This is a genomic window from Zobellia sp. B3R18 (genome assembly GCF_018860715.1).
GTDB lineage: Bacteria > Bacteroidota > Bacteroidia > Flavobacteriales > Flavobacteriaceae > Zobellia > Zobellia russellii.
Genome location: NZ_JAHKQG010000010.1, coordinates 184213 through 200186, shown reverse-complemented (window position 1 = coordinate 200186; position 15974 = coordinate 184213). Strand labels below are relative to the sequence as shown.

Here is a 15974-nt window from a genome sequence, read left to right as displayed (position 1 = left end):
TACCTCTGCTGAAGTGTCGCATATAACACGCGGGTTCACTTCTTTTTTTAAATGAATACCCAAAAAGGATAGATGCGAAAGCCCAAAATACGCCTTAACAGGATTAATGACAAGACAAAGTTACTACTCAAGTTTAACTATATCTCGTCATTTCTTAGTCTAATTATAGGTTTGGTATGTACGTACGTATTTGATATGTACGGCACCATACCCTATATTTTCTATTTTTACTTTTTTCTGAATTTAATAAACATAGCCGCCTTTAGCAGACATAAGAACCTAACTGCTATGGCTATCTGCACTTCGGTGTTATCATTCATAAGCACCATTGTAATAACTCTATTCAGTGGAGGAATAAATAGTCCGTTCATCTTTATATTAGGACTCATAGTACTTGCCGGCTACATCTCTACAAGGATTTTTGGAAAAATTTATCTTTATCTTATTATAAGCACCATTGTTGCTATATACTTTATTGACTACGCTAATTTTGATTTCATTATTAATGAGGTGCCAGATGATGCAAGAGACTTGTTCAGTTTGTTAAGCATATTGTTTTCCGTTTATTTATTAGGAGGTGTTTTAGGCAAAAACTTGTTGAACACCCATCATAAACTATACCGTTCAAAAGCCAGAATTGAAAGAAGTGTGGACGAAAAGGAAAATCTCTTGCGAGAAGTTCACCATAGAGTTAAAAACAACCTACAAACGGTTTCTAGCCTTCTAAATTTACAAGCTAGAAATACACCCAACCAACAAATAAAAGAATTGGTTAGAAGTAGCCAAAATAGGGTTACGGCCATGGCAATGATTCATGAAATGTTATACGTTAGGGACAACCTTTCAAAAATTGAGTTCGGGTCATACGTAAATGAACTTACACAACATCTTTTAAAAACGGTTGAACGCAAGGATAGAAAGATAGAAGTTTCTACAGACATTCCGGACACATTACTTAGTATAGATACGGCCATACCATTGGGTTTACTAATTAATGAAACCGTAACGAACTCAATTAAATACGGATTTAAAAATTTAGATGATTGTAAAATAACTATTGAACTGGAGAAAAGATATCAGAATAAATATATTCTCAAAATTAGCGATAATGGCCTTGGTTTTCCATTAAATTATGATTTCAAAAACTCGAATACACTAGGAATTAGATTGATACACAATCTTGCCAGACAACTACAAGGAAAAATTGAACGTCTCCCCACTGATAGAGGCACTACCTATAAATTAGTATTTCAAGATATTTCGAGTCAGTTTAAACCATAATTATTATATTGTTCACCGGTTTATCCTAAAATTATTTTTCCTTATTCTAAATTAGTTTTTTCTTTCATTAAATGACAGACATTTCATAATAAAATTGTAGTTTTCTACCTGAAGCCCCTAATTTACCTTTTTTAATTATTAGATTTTTTAGAATCCACTCCTAGCTTACTAGCTATTTGAGCCATATTCTAACACCTCTATTCCTGTTTTCTGCTTCGGCTTCAATAAAAATAGAAATGCCTCATATGAATAAGATCCAAAGTAGATTGGACAACCAAAGTAGGTTGTTAATCAACTTTGCCTATGCTTCATCTACACTTTCATTTATAGTTGGCATATTGTCAATGTATCTATTCAAAATTGTAGGATACATACCTATAACCTTTATTTTATATGCCCTGTTGAACTTAATCAACACGCTGTTATATAAAAAATTCAATAAATTATTGATTAGCTCATTAATAGGTTCTCTTTTGTCCCTTATGGGTGTATTGATTGTTACCATTTTTAGTGGCGGCATAAACAGTCCGTTTGTTTTTGTATTCAGCATTATAATTTTAGGCGGTTACATGGCGGGACATATTTTTGGTAAAATCTACTTAGCAATTGTACTTTTTTCCATCTTATGTATTTATGGAATAAGTGAGTATGGTACCATAACCAATGAGATACCGGAAAATGCCAAGGATAATTTTAGTCTAATTAGTATTGTTTTTTGTTCATACCTTTTATTGGGGGTCTTTGGGAAGCATCTTTTAATAACCAACGAAAGGTTAATTGCATCAAAAGCCAAAATAAAGGAAGGAATTGCAGAAAAAGAAATACTTCTTAGAACTGTTCACCACAGGGTAAAAAATAATCTTCAGACCGTTTCAAGCCTTTTAAGCTTACAATCTAAAAATACTACGAACGATAAAATAAAAGAACTAGCTATTAGTAGTCAATATAGGATAAACTCTATGGCTATGATTCATGAAATGCTTTACATGAGGGATAATATTGCTAAAATTGCATTTAAACCTTACTTAAAAGAACTTACCGACTTCCTAGTTAAATCTGCAAACCGTAAAAATCAAGATGTTACAGTTTCCATAGACATGCCAGATGTAAATCTAGGTCTAGATACTACTATTCCCTTAGGACTCTTAATCAATGAGGCGGTCACCAATTCTTTAAAATATGGGTTTCCTGAGAATAGTTCTGGAAACATAAAAATCACCCTAAAAAAAGATAATGACGAAGACCATAGCTATTCTTTGGATATTACAGATGATGGCATAGGTTTTCCTGAAGATATAAATCACAAGACAACCACATCTCTTGGCCTTAAATTGATGCATAATCTAGGTCGCCAATTAAGAGGTTCCGTATCCCGAATTAAAACCGAAAAAGGAACGGGCTACCACATTACATTTAAAGACAGGGAACGTCATCTACCTAGTATAAACGGATGATAGGTTCAAAACACACTTACCCAATAATTCCCTAGAAATCAATATCTTTAAGAACCGCCACCATTATAAAGAACCAAAAAATGAATAATTCCCGCCGGAAATTCCTGTCGTCTATTAGTATGCTTGCCGCTAGCACCGCCGTTCCCCTCCATGCGTTTAGCTTTAACACTTCTAAAAAACTAAAAGTTGTACTTGTTGGAACTGGTGTAAGAGGCATCACATTTTGGGGAAAAAGATTAGTAGACCAGTATTCTGATATTATTGAATTTGTTGGTCTTTCCGATATAAATTCAAGTCGACTGGCGTACGCTAAAAAATATATTGGGGTTAAGTGTCCTGTTTTTACGGACTTTGATACTATGATAAAAGATACCCGTCCGGACTTAGTTATAGTAACAACAAAAGATTCTACACATCATCATTTTATAATTAAAGGTTTGGAAATGGGGTGCGATGTTCTAACTGAAAAACCCCTTACCATAGATGAAACAAAATGCCAGGCCATTTTAGATGCCGAAAAAAAATCGGACAAGAATTTAATAGTAGGCTTCAACTATAGGTGGAGCCCGTATGCCACTAAAATAAAAGAACTTTTGATGAACAAGACTATTGGGGATTTGGTTTCCGTAGATTTCAATTGGTATCTTAACACTTACCATGGAGCCTCATACTTTAGAAGATGGCATGGTGAAATGGAAAGTAGCGGTTCGCTCTGGGTACATAAATCAACACACCATTTTGACCTACTAAATTGGTGGATAGATTCCGAACCAAGCAAAGTTTTTGCCTATGGAGATTTAGAGTTCTATGGAAAAAATGGACCATTTAGAGGGAAGAATTGCCGTAGTTGCAATCATACCAAAGAATGTGATTTTTATTGGGATATCAATCAAGATAAATTTATGAAAGAACTATATGCAGACCATGAACATGAAGATGGGTACCTTAGAGATAATTGTTTGTTTAGAAAGGACATTGATATTTATGATAAAATGTCCGCTCAAGTAAAATATACGGATAATACTACGCTTAATTATTCACTTACCACCTACTCGCCCTTTGAGGGGTGGCGTGTAGCCTTTAATGGCACAAAAGGAAGAATTGAGGCTTCACAAGACATTCCATATCACGATAGCCCCACCATCTCCGAAGCTGAAAAGCATGCCAATGAAATGAAACAAAGTAAAGAAGAGGAATTATCCTATGAATCTATTATAGTTCATAAACTTTGGAAAGAACATGAAAATGTAGAGGTTGCTATGGAGAAAAAAGGCCATGGCGGTGGAGACAAACGCCTGCAAGACAAAATTTTTAAAACATCGGAAGCGGAAGACCCCTTTGGTAGAACAGCAGGTATTAGAGATGGGGCCATGTCCATTCTTATTGGTATTGGAGCTAGGCGTAGTATTGAAGAGGGAAAAGCCATTGACATTTCTCACCTCACTAATTTAAAACCTCAAAAAAAACGATAAAAAGTGTTAAATGCTATGGTCCAAGGGTAGTATTTAACCTACTTCTTTGATTGTGCGGTAAAACATATTTAGATTTACCTAACCAAGCGGATATTCCTTACAATTAAAGAGAAATACAAATTAGCTTTATATGCAGCAGAGTACCGATTTAGAAAAAAGATTAAAAAGCAAGGTTAGACTGGTATTAAAAGTCAATTATTATTCTTCTGTTTTTTCTTTAATCTTTGCTGTTCTTTGTTTCTTTTTTCTAGACATAAAGGAAGTAATCCCCTATATCTTTCTCTCTTTTGGCATTCTAAACCTTATAAATACATTAGCCTACAAATACCATAAAAGGCTTACCCTTACCTATAACATTGTATCTATGATGACTTTGGCCGGAGCCAGTGTTATAACGCTCTATACGGGAGGAATAAATAGTCCGTTTATTTTTGTTCTTGCTCTTATTGTGATTGCGGGTTACGTTACAACTAAAGCATATGGTACACTCTATCTATACCTAAATTTGTTAATTATTACGCTCATATATGTCCAGAGTATTGCCGACTTTAGTTTTGTAAAAAATGTGGTCCCGGACTCTTCCAAAAACCTGTTCGCTCTTTTAAGTGTTCTGTTTTCGGTTTACCTATTAGGTGGCGTATTTGGTAAAAACTTGCTCCATGCGCATCATAACTTGTATAAAACCAAGAATGAACTCGAAGAGAAAATACGTGAAAAGGAAACCCTAATAAAAGAAGTCCACCATAGAGTTAAGAACAATTTACAGACTGTCTCCAGTTTGCTAAGCCTGCAATCTAGAAGTATTATAGACAAAGATGTTAAAAGTCTTTTGAAAAGCAGTCAAAATAGAGTAATTACCATGGCCATAGTTCATGAAATGCTCTATATGCGAGAAGACCTTTCTAAAATTGAATATAAATCTTACGTGCAGGAACTTACGGAGTATTTAGTCCGTTCTATAAAAGGTACCAGTAGTAACATTACCCTAAACATAGATATTCCAAATATAAAGCTGAATATAGACACGGCCATACCTTTGGGCCTACTCATTAATGAAACTGTAACCAATGCCCTTAAATATGGTATTGTAGATGAAGATAAAGGCGAAATACACATAAGACTTAGAAAAGCCGAGAACAATGAGTTCATTCTTAATTTAGGTGATAACGGGAAAGGGTTTCCTGAAGACATTACCCATAAAAATTCAAAATCACTAGGACTTAAATTAATACACAACCTATCTCGCCAATTACAAGGTTCTATTATGAGAGACCTTAGTCAAAAAGGAACCCATTACACTATAAAGTTTAAAGAAATACGAGATCAGATTACTAGTGTAGCATAAAACACTGGCTACTCAAGAAACTATTTTTTCACTGGAGATTTTAAAGAGCGTAGTATTCCTTTAGTCTTTGGAAACAATACTACATGACTAATAATTAAGGCAATAGCTGTTAAAAAAACAAATAACATCATAGCAATCGTTTTAAAATTATACTCTAAATAGATTTATATCCTTGTGAGCAACACATTAAATGTTATGTACTGATGATTTTACCTCTCAGCATACACCCTTTTAAGTAGCCGGTACTAGTTTTAATTTTCTCAGTAACCTTAATATCATTAGAGCTATAAGCCAAAACAAGACCCATTTAAGAAATGTAATTTTTAACATTGACAATTGCTTTTAGTAAACCAAGCATTCCTAGGTCTTAGGGCAACGGCAAGATTAAAAAGATTTCACATCTAAAATTCGGGGGTAATCTAAATATAATCACAGAACATTCATCATCACATATAAATCGTTGTAATACATTAATTTAAGACCATTTTATAATGAAATGGAATACGTATCTATTAAGCCATCTTAGCTTTGTTTCTTTTTGTAGTGAAAGAAAGCGCTTTAGTTACTCTAGCGTTGTTTCTCTTGTATAAACGTGCTACTTCTACTGTGTTCTCAAAGTTAATCTCTTCAGTAGAAGTTTCGGTAACGATACTCATTTCAACGGTAGCAACTTTAACCTCTTCGGTTGCTGTTTGTGCTTGAGCAGTTACTCCGATAAAAAGAACAAAAATTAAAGTTGCGATAGTTTTCATGACTTGGGCGTTTATATAAATAAAACGCCACAGGCCCCATTCTACCGAGGTTCCGTTCGCCGAAAAACCCTGTATTTTCGGTTATCTGCACAAGTTCGGTTCAAGTGTAAAAAACCATCGGTGAACGTAATCGGACCAAAAAACACTTTACCGAATCAATATGTATTTAATCCGAAAAAGAGATATTCTTCTTCAAGTAAAAATCATCCTAATTCACCTTTTGCAATACTTTTAATCCATTTATAAATCATCATTAGATTTATCACCTATGAAAACCCGAACCAAAAATAACAGCAATAGTAGAATTGTTTCATTTAATAAATAACAAATTGATCAGCTCTATTTTCTTTTTAAAGAATAGGTTGATGCTTATGAGTAACATATATTACGTAGCCTGGGCGGTGAAATATAAACTATGTTACAACTTTGTAGGTTCTAACTACTAAAATGAAAACTTAAAATATATAAGTACTTTTCTTAAAAGATAAGTTCAAATTAAAAAACCAATGATTAAGCCATCTTAGCTTTGTTTCTTTTTGTAGTGAAAGAAAGTGCTTTTGTTACTCTAGCGTTGTTTCTCTTGTATAAACGTGCCACTTCAACTGTGTTCTCAAAGCTAACCTCTTCGGTAGAAGTTTCGGTAACGATACTCATTTCAACGGTAGCAACTTTAACCTCTTCGGTTGCAGTTTGTGCTTGAGCAGTTACTCCGATAAAAAGAACAAAAATTAAAGTTGCGATAGTTTTCATGACTTGGGCGTTTATATAAATAAAACGCCACAGGCCCCATTCTATCGAGGTTCCGTTCGCTGAAAAACCCCGTATTTTCGGTTATCTGCACAAGTTCGGTTCAACTGTAAAAAACCATCGGTGAACGTAATCGGACCAAAAAACACTTTACCGAATCAATGTGTATTTTATCGGATTTAGGATGAAACTATTGACCAAGAAAGGCTTACCAATTAGTTATTGAGAGAAAAAACATCAAATTAAAAATATCAGTTAAGAGCTAGATTTTAAAATTGTTTTTCGGTAGACTTATAATTAGTATGGGTAAATCTTGGAACGACCCATTGATATATCAGCACCTACCGAAAATAGAAACCTCCCCAAAAAAAATACTATTTATCCTACAAACAGATTGTTGAACGAACGATCAACACACAACTTTTGTCGATTATTAGTTAATATTATTGGAACGATACTCCTAAATATATAATTTGCACCCTCTTTTGAAAAAGAAAATGGATTAATTTAAAATCACTGAATTATGAGACGTAATTTAATTACAAGATGGTTGTTAATATCAGCTTTGTTCGTATCATTCATTATGGTACCGGTAGCATGTAGTAGCGATGATGGTGGAACTGATACCGAACAAAAGCCTGACCCAGATCCGGATCCGGAACCAGAGCCAGAACAAGTTGCCGACCCAACAAATGAGAATACAGTTATAGATGCTACTGCAGCAGCCCATGCAAATGGTATCAGTACATCTACAGTAACTGTTACATTAGCAGATTCCGATGGAAAAAAACTGACCAAAAGTGGAGGTACCGTTGTACTATCGGCTACTGGCTCTTCTACTGTTTCTGAAGTTACGGATAACGCTGATGGAACTTATACCGCTACAGTTAGTGGCGATGTTGAAGAAACCATTACTGTATCTGGAAAATTAGACGATGTAGCTATTACCAGCACAGTGGATATTACCTTTAACCCTGATGAATCTAATCCTGCACAGGAAGCGGAGCAGTCAACTGAACCAGCTGGACCTACTCTTCTTAGAATTAATTGTGGTGGTCCAGAAGTGACTTTTGGAGATATCACCTTTTTAGAGGATCAGTATTTCGATGGCCCTACCGAAGCATACAACAATCCCTCGGTAACCGAAGTAGCTGATACTGAAATGGATGCACTTTACCTGACTGAAAGAATAACGGACAACACTGTTATAAAGGGACCTTTTTCATATAAAATTCCTTTAACCAATGGTGTTTACACTGTAAAACTTTATTTTGCAGAGGTCTATTGGGGAGTTGATAATCCAGAAAATCGCGAAGGAGGAATAGGAAGTAGGATTTTCAACATTTCAATGGAAAATCAGGAAATTTTCACGGGATATGATTTGTACAAAGAACATGGAGCAGGAAAAGCAGGCAGTCGTATGTACGATATCGAGGTGACTGATGGTGAATTAACTATCACTTTTGAATCAACTGTTGACAAACCTAAAATTTCTGGAATAGAAGTTTTTGGCACAGGAACTATCGGTTCTTAAGAACAAAAACTTTAGCTATAAAATTATAGGTCTTCGGGAAATATTCCTTGAAGACCTATTTTTTTTGAACCTTTGTCAGTAAGGAAACGTATCTATTTTATACTAATTCCATAAAAACAGAAAAATGATTTTTAAATCTATAATCTCAACTATATCCCTATTAATAGTCACCTCTTGTCAATCACATGTTGAGAAGAAAAAAACCGCTATGGAGTCAACGGTTAAAAAAGAAATTGTAAAACCAACAAACCAAGATTTAGAAAAGTTTGAAACTGCTTATTTCGCAAGTGGCTGCTTTTGGTGTGTTGAAGCCATTTTCGAAAGTGTAAAAGGGGTTGAAGAAGTGGTTTCCGGATATTCAGGTGGTACCGAAAAGAATCCAACTTATGAGCAAGTTGGTGGAGGAATGACAAGTCACGCAGAGGCCGTTAAAATTTATTATGACCCAAAAGTTATTTCATTTACCGCTCTAGTGCAGGTGTTTTTTGGCTCCCATGACCCTACCACACTAAACAGACAAGGGCCTGACCGTGGTGCTCAATACCGCTCTGTTGCATTTTATAAAAATGAAAAAGAAAAAAAGATTATTGAAGCTTACATAAAGGCTCTGACAGACCAAAATGTTTATGAAGGTGCTCCAATTACAACAGAAGTAACCCAATTCACCAAGTTTTATGATGCCGAAGATTATCACCAAGATTATGAAAAAAAGCATCCTAACAACTCGTACATCACCAATGTATCCATTCCAAGATTAAATCGGTTTAAAGCAAATTTCAAAGAATATTTAAAGGAAGATGCCCATTAAGACCTAAGTTTTGTTTTATAATCCATCTAATTTTATCTATTCGTAACCATCCTGTTCCAATTGCTAAAATCAAAAAAATTGATCGGTTTCAATATCTATTTTAAACTTATACTATTATAAGCGTCAAAGTATACCCCTGTGTTCTAAAAAACACATAATTTTGCACTAATTTTAATTAGAGACATTTGAAACAGGTTACAATACAGACAAAAAACATCATCTTAATTGTCTTGGATTACGGTGCTGTTATTCAGAAATTATTGGTGAAAGGCAATGATGGCAATTATACAAATGTTGTGGTTGGCTTTAACTACCCCAGCGCATATAAAAACGATAAGAAATGCTTAGGAGCTTGTGTAGGTAGATATGCCGGAAGAATTTCTAACGGCGGATTTACCTTAGACCGAGAAAAATATCCGTTACATAATATTAATGGAATCCATCTACACGGAGGTAAACAAGGTTTTGCCCAGAAAACCTGGAAGTTTGAAGAAGTCAATAACGGCCCTGAACCTTTTGTAAAACTATCATACACTAGTGGACATTTAGAGGAAGGATATCCTGGAAACTTAAAAGTAACGGTTACATATAAAATAGTAGACAGTGCATTGGTTATAGAGCATAAAGCGGAAACAGACCGTACCACAGTGCTTAACCTCACTAATCATTCGTACTTTAAATTAGATTATGGAGATAGCATAGCAGATCATTTATTACAGATGAACTGCACGCACTTTACCGAATCTAACCAAGATCAGTTACCCACCGGAAAATTTGTATCCGTTAAAGGAACTCCCTATAACTTTCTTGAAGAAAGGCCCATAGGTAACTCATTATTGGATATTCCCTTTGCCATTCACCCTAAAACTAATCTGGCCGCCCGCGTTAGATCCAAAAGATCTGGAATTACAATGACGGTGCAAACCAACCAACCAGCGCTTATTGTTTATACGCCTCCAGAGTTTCCGGGAATCTGTTTTGAAACTCAGAACTTTCCAGATGCCCCCAATCAACCTAACTTCCCTAGTTCGGTATTAAGACCTGGTGAGAAATATCAAAATATATCCAAATATCATTTTTCGGTCAAATAGCAGAAAAAAAGCCCTGAAAATTAAAATTTTCAGGGCTTTTACATTTAGTCTTGGCAATTATGCTTCAACCATTAAATTAAGTTCTACGGTAATATTGTCCCTTGTAGCCTTACTATAAGGACATATTTCATGCGCAGCATTGATTAACTCCTCGCCTTTTTGCTTATCTACAGTTGGTAATAAACAGTCTAGAGTGGCATCTATGAAAAAACCGTCCTCGTCCTTGTTAAAACCAATAATAGCCGTTACGCTAAAATCACCAAGATCTTCTACACCTTGTTCTTTGGCAACTGCCTGAAGTGCCCCGGCAAAACATGTGGAATATGCCGCAGCAAAGAGCTGTTCAGGGTTTGTAGATTTACCGTCCGTTTTTCCGTCCGCACCTGGCATTTTTATATCTAAATCTACAGCTCCGTCATCACTTTTCACATGACCTGCTCTACCTCCTGTATTCGTTGCTTCCGCTTTAAAAATAGTTTTCATTACATATAAGTTTATGATTACTTCATGAAGTTAAGCTATGAATTTGTGAAAAAATAAAATGGATTATTAAATTAATGTGAAAAGCATCTTTACGGTTAAAAAAAGAATGGATTACACCCCTAATTCGTAACTTGGGGTAACAAATGCCGTTACAATGAAATTTACGAAATGGATTCTTATCGTATTTGCTATAGTAGGTCTTTTATTCTTTTTTATTGTTGGACCCTATATGAGAACACAGACCAAAAAGCATAGTCCGGAAAAGACGGCCGTATACACAAATAACGGAATGGATTTGTCCGTAAACTATTCTAGCCCTTCTAAAAAGGATAGAATTATATTTGGCGAGCTCGTGCCCTATGATATAGTTTGGCGTACAGGGGCAAATGAGCCCACTACATTTTCTACTGCATCTGATATTAAAATTGACGGTAAAAACCTTTCTTCTGGGGTTTATTCTCTATGGACAAGACCCGGTAGGCAAACGTGGTCGGTAATATTCAATAAAAATATTCCTGACTGGGGGGTGAGTATATTAAGTGGAGGCAAAGAGACAACACGTATTCTGGAAGAAGATGTTATCGAAATTGAAATCCCAACCGAACAATTAGCGGAAACCGTAGAGCATTTTACTATAGACTTTGATAATACAGGACAGCTCTATATGCGCATCATGTGGGATAAAACACTAGTTAAGGTACCTATTAGTAAATAAGTGTGGAGAACCATAAAAATATAGATGCAAAAGGTATTTCTGAAATTCGGAAAAAAAGGAAAAGTACCATTGACCCTAATAAACTGGCCGAAGCCCTCTGCCAAGGGGACAAAACTGCACTTAGTCGCGCAATCACCTTAATTGAGAGTAACCACCAAAAACATATTACGGAAGCCAATAAGGTCATTGCCCTTTGTCTTCAAAAACCAATCCAAAGCATACGTATAGGTATCACAGGAGTTCCTGGTGTGGGAAAAAGTACTTTTATCGAAACTTTTGGCCAACTATTAACTTCCAAAGGAAATAAAGTTGCCGTACTTACGGTTGACCCTACCAGTCGCCAAAGCAAGGGTAGTATCTTAGGGGATAAAACTAGAATGGAATCTTTAACCAAAGATTCTAACGCCTTTATCCGCCCCTCACCTTCTGGACATTCATTGGGAGGAGTAGCCCGTAAAACAAGAGAAAGCATCATTCTGTGCGAAGCTGCCGGTTTTAACATTATTCTTATAGAAACTGTTGGAGTTGGACAGAGCGAAACCGCTGTACACGGTATGGTAGACTTCTTTTTACTTTTAAAATTGGCCGGTGCAGGCGATGAACTTCAAGGTATTAAAAGAGGGATAATTGAAATGGCAGATGGTATTGTCATCAATAAAGCCGATGGAGACAACCTGCCTAAAGCACTTATTGCCAAAAGTGAGTTTGAAAATGCCTTACAGTTATATCCGCCTAAAGAAAATGGATATAGACCTACGGTATCTTGCTGCTCCGCAACGGAAAACACCGGTATTAAAGAGGTCTGGAAAAATATTGAGAATTATATTTATCAAAGTAGAAAAACGGACTATTTCAATAAAAAAAGAATACAACAGAATAAAAACTGGCTCTACGAAACTATTGAAGCAAAGCTGAAATCGGATTTTTTTGAAGACTCCTTAATATCAAACGAAATAAACCACTATATTGAACAGATAATTTCCAAAAAAATCTCACCTTTTCAAGCTGCGGACCAATTGATAGCAATTTTTAAAAGCCGCTCTTAAATAATTAGCTTAATTTTGTGAGCTTAATTTCTTATAGCCTAATGGATTTAGTTACCACATCTCTCTTATCAATTGTCATTCCTGTTTTTAACGAGTCGGAAAATGTTGTTCTGCTCACAAAAAAAATTCACGAAAGCTTAGCCGGATACAATTATCAAATTGTTTATATAGACGATTTTTCTTTTGACGGTACTCGTAAGGTTATAAAGGAGATGAAGGATGATAAAGTTCATCTTATTAGTCTTAAAAGAAATTACGGTCAAAGTTTAGCATTGGCGGCCGGTATTGATTATGCTCAGGGAGAGTATATCATTACTATGGACGGCGATATGCAGAATGACCCTAGCGATATTCCCTCTATGCTAGAATATGTAGTTAATGGCGATTATGATGTAGTTACAGGTATTCGTGCCCAAAGAAAAGATTCCTTCGTTAAAAAAATTCCATCAAAAATTGCCAATGCATTAATACGTCGAACGGCCAAATTGGATATTAAAGACAACGGTTGTGCGTTAAAAGTTTTTACCAAGGATATTGCAAAAGACCTTAATCTGTATGGCGAAATGCACAGGTTCATTACCCTACTCGCCCATTTTGAAGGAGCCCGTATCAAACAGGTTCCGGTAAAACATCATGCCAGGCATGCCGGCAGCTCTAAATATGGCTTAGAACGCATCTTTAAGGTGGTTGCGGACATTATGCTGCTTTTATTTATAAGAAAGTACTTTCAGAGGCCAATTCACTTCTTTGGAATCTTTGGTGTTGTTCTAATTTTAATTGGAATTATTACAAACATTTATCTTCTGGTAGTAAAATTTGGAATGGGAGAAGACATTGGTTCACGTCCATTATTGACTTTTGGTATGATGTTCATTTTGGCAGGTATTCAACTTTTTACAATAGGTATCGTCATGGAACTATTAATACGTACCTATTACGAGTCACAGAAGAAAAGACCATACAGAGTAAAGGATGTTACCATAGCGAACCAAGTTCAACCCTAATCTTTAAGATAGAAAGTTTAATGAATATGTACCAGATGCATCTTTTTTAAAGTCCGCTTTCTGGTAGAAGGATTTAAAAAACTTTTGGACAACCTAGAGATTCTAAAATCATTCTCCGTAAACTGCTGGTCCCAATCAAATCCGGCATCTTGAATGCTCCGTAAATCAGTATCATTTACGTAAAGCCAGATATCTTTTTTATTCTCAAGAGTTTTAACGGAAGCGTACTGCACCGGATATTGGTTATAAAAATCCAACGACCACGTGTGAAAATTGGATACTTTATAAATTTGGTCTACAGGAATATTTTCCTCCGAAACAACCTCGGCCATACTAGAACCTGCCTGAAACTTTAGCAACTCCGGATAAAAATGTAGGTTCAGCACAGAATTTAAAAGCAAAGAACTATAAACCGACAAAGTTATAATCCGCAGAAAACGTGCTTCTCTTTTCAGGCAGAAATAAATGATGACCATTAGCAAAAGGGTCAAAAGTACTGGTGCCAAAAAACTTTCAAATTTAAATACGAAAAAACATATAAATAGAACGGCAGTAAAGACTATACTCAATACAAAGTATTGCGAGCCTAAAAGGATTCTCAAAATCTTCTTTTGATCATATCTGATCAAATCATTTATATAAGATGCCGTAAGCACTGCGAATAATGGAATGGTTATATTCAGGTAATGAGGTAATTTAAATTGGGATAGACTCGCTACCGCAAAAAAGATGGTAATAGTACCCAATGTTAAAAACTCAACCTTGCTATTGTATCTAAATTTTAATTTATACAGGGTTTTAAACCGGGCGCCAATAGCAAAGATTGCCGGAATGGTCCAAGGAATAAAAACCCACAAAAAAGTATGGAAAAAGAAAAAATAATCCTTAGAAGCCTTTCCCATAGTTCCCCCGGTACGTTCTAAGCTTTGCTCCCAAAAAATGAAAAAAATACCACTACGATTGGCCGCTCCTCTAATCACCTTTTCAGGATGCATATCAAACTGATGGTAGTACGCATACAACATAGGTACCGTAGCAACTCCAAAACACACCAACCCTACCAGAACTTTCCAACTAAGAATGCTTTCCCATTTACGGGTATAAGCTAAATGGCAAATAATGGATACCCCAATTACAAAAAGAGCAATCTGACCTTTTGCTGAAAATGCCATACCAGCTGCCAATCCTCCAATAAGTATAGAAACTAACGTTCGCTTTTCAATATAGGTCGCAAATTGCCAAATGGATAGGATGGTAAAAGCGGTAAGAACCGCATCTGTACGCACATCTATGACGGACAGCACAATAGTTTGTGCGGTCATATATATCAACGCTGCCAACTTACCCGTGTTCGTATTGTAAAGAAGCTTTCCTAAGCCAAAACAACTATACGCCCCAACCAAAGTTACCAGTATTGCGGGTATTCTGTAAGCCCATTCAAACAACCCGAATATTTTAAAAGATATAGCCGCTAACCAAAAATGCAAATGGGGTTTATCTAGATACTCCGTGCCGCCTTTTATGAGATTTATAAAATCGTTTTCTTGAACCATTCGCATTGCCATTACGGCAAATTGGGCAGAATCGTTCTCAAAAAGGGTAACGAACATACCGGCTATATAAACCAGAACAATCAGCACCAATAAAAATATGTATCTGAAGTTAGATATCATTCAAGTATTTCTCGATTGCAAATATATATAACTTTGAAAACAACCAGCTAAAAAACAATCCTATAAAGGCGCCCGTAAGCACATCCAATGGAAAGTGAACTCCCAAGTAAATTCTGCTATAAGCTACCAAAATGGCCCAAAATATAAGAACGTATCCAATAAAAGCATACTTATGTTTTAGTAGTAACGTAAAGAAAAAAGCTACCGCAAAACTATTTGCCGCGTGCGCAGAAAAGTAACCAAATTTACCTCCACAGGATGACTTTACCAATCTTACCAATCCGTCTAAACTAGGGTCATGACAAGGTCGTAAACGCATCACACCGTATTTAAAGAAATTGCCCAACTGGTCCGTTACTACTATCAACAGGACAACGGAAACCAAAAGCACCAAGGTTTTTTTAAGTCCGTATGTTTTATACACCAAGAACAATAGGGCCGCATATAAGGGAATAGCGCTAAATTTATTAGAGATAAACAACCAAAAAGCATCCCAGGATGAAGTTCCCAAATTATTTAAAAAAAGGAAAAGCTCTTTATCTTGCTGAATAAGTTCTTGCCACATGATA

At 35.7% G+C, this 15974-nt stretch carries 15 protein-coding genes; 10 read left to right on the top strand and 5 right to left on the bottom strand.

Annotated elements, in window-relative coordinates:
* Window positions 1-72: 72 nt before the first annotated feature.
* The 4 genes from KO513_RS06165 (at window position 73) to KO513_RS06150 (ending at window position 5552) form a co-directional block, all read left to right on the top strand.
* Window positions 73-1281, top strand: coding sequence for a sensor histidine kinase (locus KO513_RS06165; protein WP_215912705.1), 1209 nt, complete (start codon window positions 73-75; stop codon window positions 1279-1281).
* A 245-nt stretch (window positions 1282-1526) separates the two neighbouring features.
* Window positions 1527-2735, top strand: a complete 1209-nt coding sequence (locus KO513_RS06160) for a sensor histidine kinase (RefSeq protein WP_215912704.1) — start codon at window positions 1527-1529, stop codon at window positions 2733-2735.
* Between the two features lie 80 nt (window positions 2736-2815).
* Entirely contained in the window at window positions 2816-4207 is a 1392-nt protein-coding gene (locus KO513_RS06155) for a Gfo/Idh/MocA family protein (protein WP_215912703.1), read from the top strand.
* 130 nt (window positions 4208-4337) lie between these two features.
* Complete coding sequence (locus KO513_RS06150; protein ID WP_215912702.1) at window positions 4338-5552, top strand: sensor histidine kinase; 1215 nt, start codon at window positions 4338-4340, stop codon at window positions 5550-5552.
* 512 nt (window positions 5553-6064) lie between these two features.
* On the opposite strand, the gene KO513_RS06145 is transcribed toward KO513_RS06150, so the two are convergent.
* Together KO513_RS06145 and KO513_RS06140 are read right to left on the bottom strand one after the other, a co-directional pair.
* Window positions 6065-6304, bottom strand: a complete 240-nt coding sequence (locus tag KO513_RS06145; RefSeq protein ID WP_215912701.1) for a hypothetical protein — start codon at window positions 6302-6304, stop codon at window positions 6065-6067.
* Between the two features lie 510 nt (window positions 6305-6814).
* Window positions 6815-7054 carry a hypothetical protein gene (locus tag KO513_RS06140; protein ID WP_215912700.1) on the bottom strand — a complete coding sequence of 80 codons (240 nt, stop codon included), beginning with the start codon at window positions 7052-7054 and terminating at the stop codon, window positions 6815-6817.
* A 520-nt stretch (window positions 7055-7574) separates the two neighbouring features.
* Here KO513_RS06140 and KO513_RS06135 point away from each other — a divergent pair.
* The 3 genes from KO513_RS06135 (at window position 7575) to KO513_RS06125 (ending at window position 10484) form a co-directional block, all read left to right on the top strand.
* Window positions 7575-8585 carry a malectin domain-containing carbohydrate-binding protein gene (locus KO513_RS06135; RefSeq protein WP_215912699.1) on the top strand — a complete coding sequence of 337 codons (1011 nt, stop codon included), beginning with the start codon at window positions 7575-7577 and terminating at the stop codon, window positions 8583-8585.
* 208 nt (window positions 8586-8793) lie between these two features.
* Window positions 8794-9393 carry a peptide-methionine (S)-S-oxide reductase MsrA gene (gene msrA, locus KO513_RS06130; RefSeq protein ID WP_252735693.1) on the top strand — a complete coding sequence of 200 codons (600 nt, stop codon included), beginning with the start codon at window positions 8794-8796 and terminating at the stop codon, window positions 9391-9393.
* A 185-nt stretch (window positions 9394-9578) separates the two neighbouring features.
* Window positions 9579-10484 carry an aldose epimerase family protein gene (locus KO513_RS06125; protein WP_215912697.1) on the top strand — a complete coding sequence of 302 codons (906 nt, stop codon included), beginning with the start codon at window positions 9579-9581 and terminating at the stop codon, window positions 10482-10484.
* A 57-nt stretch (window positions 10485-10541) separates the two neighbouring features.
* On the opposite strand, the gene KO513_RS06120 is transcribed toward KO513_RS06125, so the two are convergent.
* The gene (locus tag KO513_RS06120; RefSeq protein WP_215441789.1) at window positions 10542-10967 is read right to left on the bottom strand and encodes an organic hydroperoxide resistance protein; all 426 of its coding nucleotides are present in this window, start codon (window positions 10965-10967) and stop codon (window positions 10542-10544) included.
* 154 nt (window positions 10968-11121) lie between these two features.
* Here KO513_RS06120 and KO513_RS06115 point away from each other — a divergent pair, with 154 nt between their 5' ends.
* From KO513_RS06115 to KO513_RS06105, 3 genes are read left to right on the top strand one after another with little or no spacing between them, the layout of a single operon-like run.
* On the top strand, window positions 11122-11682 hold the full coding sequence (locus tag KO513_RS06115; protein WP_215912696.1) for a DUF2911 domain-containing protein: 561 nt from the start codon (window positions 11122-11124) through the stop codon (window positions 11680-11682).
* 2 nt (window positions 11683-11684) lie between these two features.
* Window positions 11685-12728, top strand: coding sequence for a methylmalonyl Co-A mutase-associated GTPase MeaB (meaB, locus tag KO513_RS06110; RefSeq protein WP_215441787.1), 1044 nt, complete (start codon window positions 11685-11687; stop codon window positions 12726-12728).
* Window positions 12729-12769: 41 nt separating this feature from the next.
* Window positions 12770-13732 (top strand): glycosyltransferase family 2 protein, encoded by a 963-nt coding sequence (locus tag KO513_RS06105; RefSeq protein ID WP_215912695.1) that lies wholly within the window; start codon window positions 12770-12772, stop codon window positions 13730-13732.
* Between the two features lie 17 nt (window positions 13733-13749).
* On the opposite strand, the gene KO513_RS06100 is transcribed toward KO513_RS06105, so the two are convergent.
* Both KO513_RS06100 and KO513_RS06095 read right to left on the bottom strand, forming a co-directional pair.
* The gene (locus tag KO513_RS06100; protein ID WP_215912694.1) at window positions 13750-15405 is read right to left on the bottom strand and encodes an ArnT family glycosyltransferase; all 1656 of its coding nucleotides are present in this window, start codon (window positions 15403-15405) and stop codon (window positions 13750-13752) included.
* A complete protein-coding gene (locus KO513_RS06095; RefSeq protein WP_215912693.1) occupies window positions 15395-15970 on the bottom strand; it encodes a phosphatase PAP2 family protein in 576 nt (191 codons plus the stop codon). Before KO513_RS06095 ends, KO513_RS06100 begins: the two co-directional genes overlap by 11 nt.
* Window positions 15971-15974 lie beyond the last annotated feature (4 nt).

Coding starts and splice junctions, on each gene's coding strand:
- KO513_RS06165 (WP_215912705.1), top strand. CDS start 73: ATGCGAAAGCCCAAAATACGCCTTAACAGGATTAATGACAAGACAAAG.
- KO513_RS06160 (WP_215912704.1), top strand. CDS start 1,527: ATGAATAAGATCCAAAGTAGATTGGACAACCAAAGTAGGTTGTTAATC.
- KO513_RS06155 (WP_215912703.1), top strand. CDS start 2,816: ATGAATAATTCCCGCCGGAAATTCCTGTCGTCTATTAGTATGCTTGCC.
- KO513_RS06150 (WP_215912702.1), top strand. CDS start 4,338: ATGCAGCAGAGTACCGATTTAGAAAAAAGATTAAAAAGCAAGGTTAGA.
- KO513_RS06145 (WP_215912701.1), bottom strand. CDS start 6,304: ATGAAAACTATCGCAACTTTAATTTTTGTTCTTTTTATCGGAGTAACT.
- KO513_RS06140 (WP_215912700.1), bottom strand. CDS start 7,054: ATGAAAACTATCGCAACTTTAATTTTTGTTCTTTTTATCGGAGTAACT.
- KO513_RS06135 (WP_215912699.1), top strand. CDS start 7,575: ATGAGACGTAATTTAATTACAAGATGGTTGTTAATATCAGCTTTGTTC.
- msrA (WP_252735693.1), top strand. CDS start 8,794: ATGGAGTCAACGGTTAAAAAAGAAATTGTAAAACCAACAAACCAAGAT.
- KO513_RS06120 (WP_215441789.1), bottom strand. CDS start 10,967: ATGAAAACTATTTTTAAAGCGGAAGCAACGAATACAGGAGGTAGAGCA.
- KO513_RS06115 (WP_215912696.1), top strand. CDS start 11,122: ATGAAATTTACGAAATGGATTCTTATCGTATTTGCTATAGTAGGTCTT.
- KO513_RS06105 (WP_215912695.1), top strand. CDS start 12,770: ATGGATTTAGTTACCACATCTCTCTTATCAATTGTCATTCCTGTTTTT.
- KO513_RS06100 (WP_215912694.1), bottom strand. CDS start 15,405: ATGATATCTAACTTCAGATACATATTTTTATTGGTGCTGATTGTTCTG.
- KO513_RS06095 (WP_215912693.1), bottom strand. CDS start 15,970: ATGTGGCAAGAACTTATTCAGCAAGATAAAGAGCTTTTCCTTTTTTTA.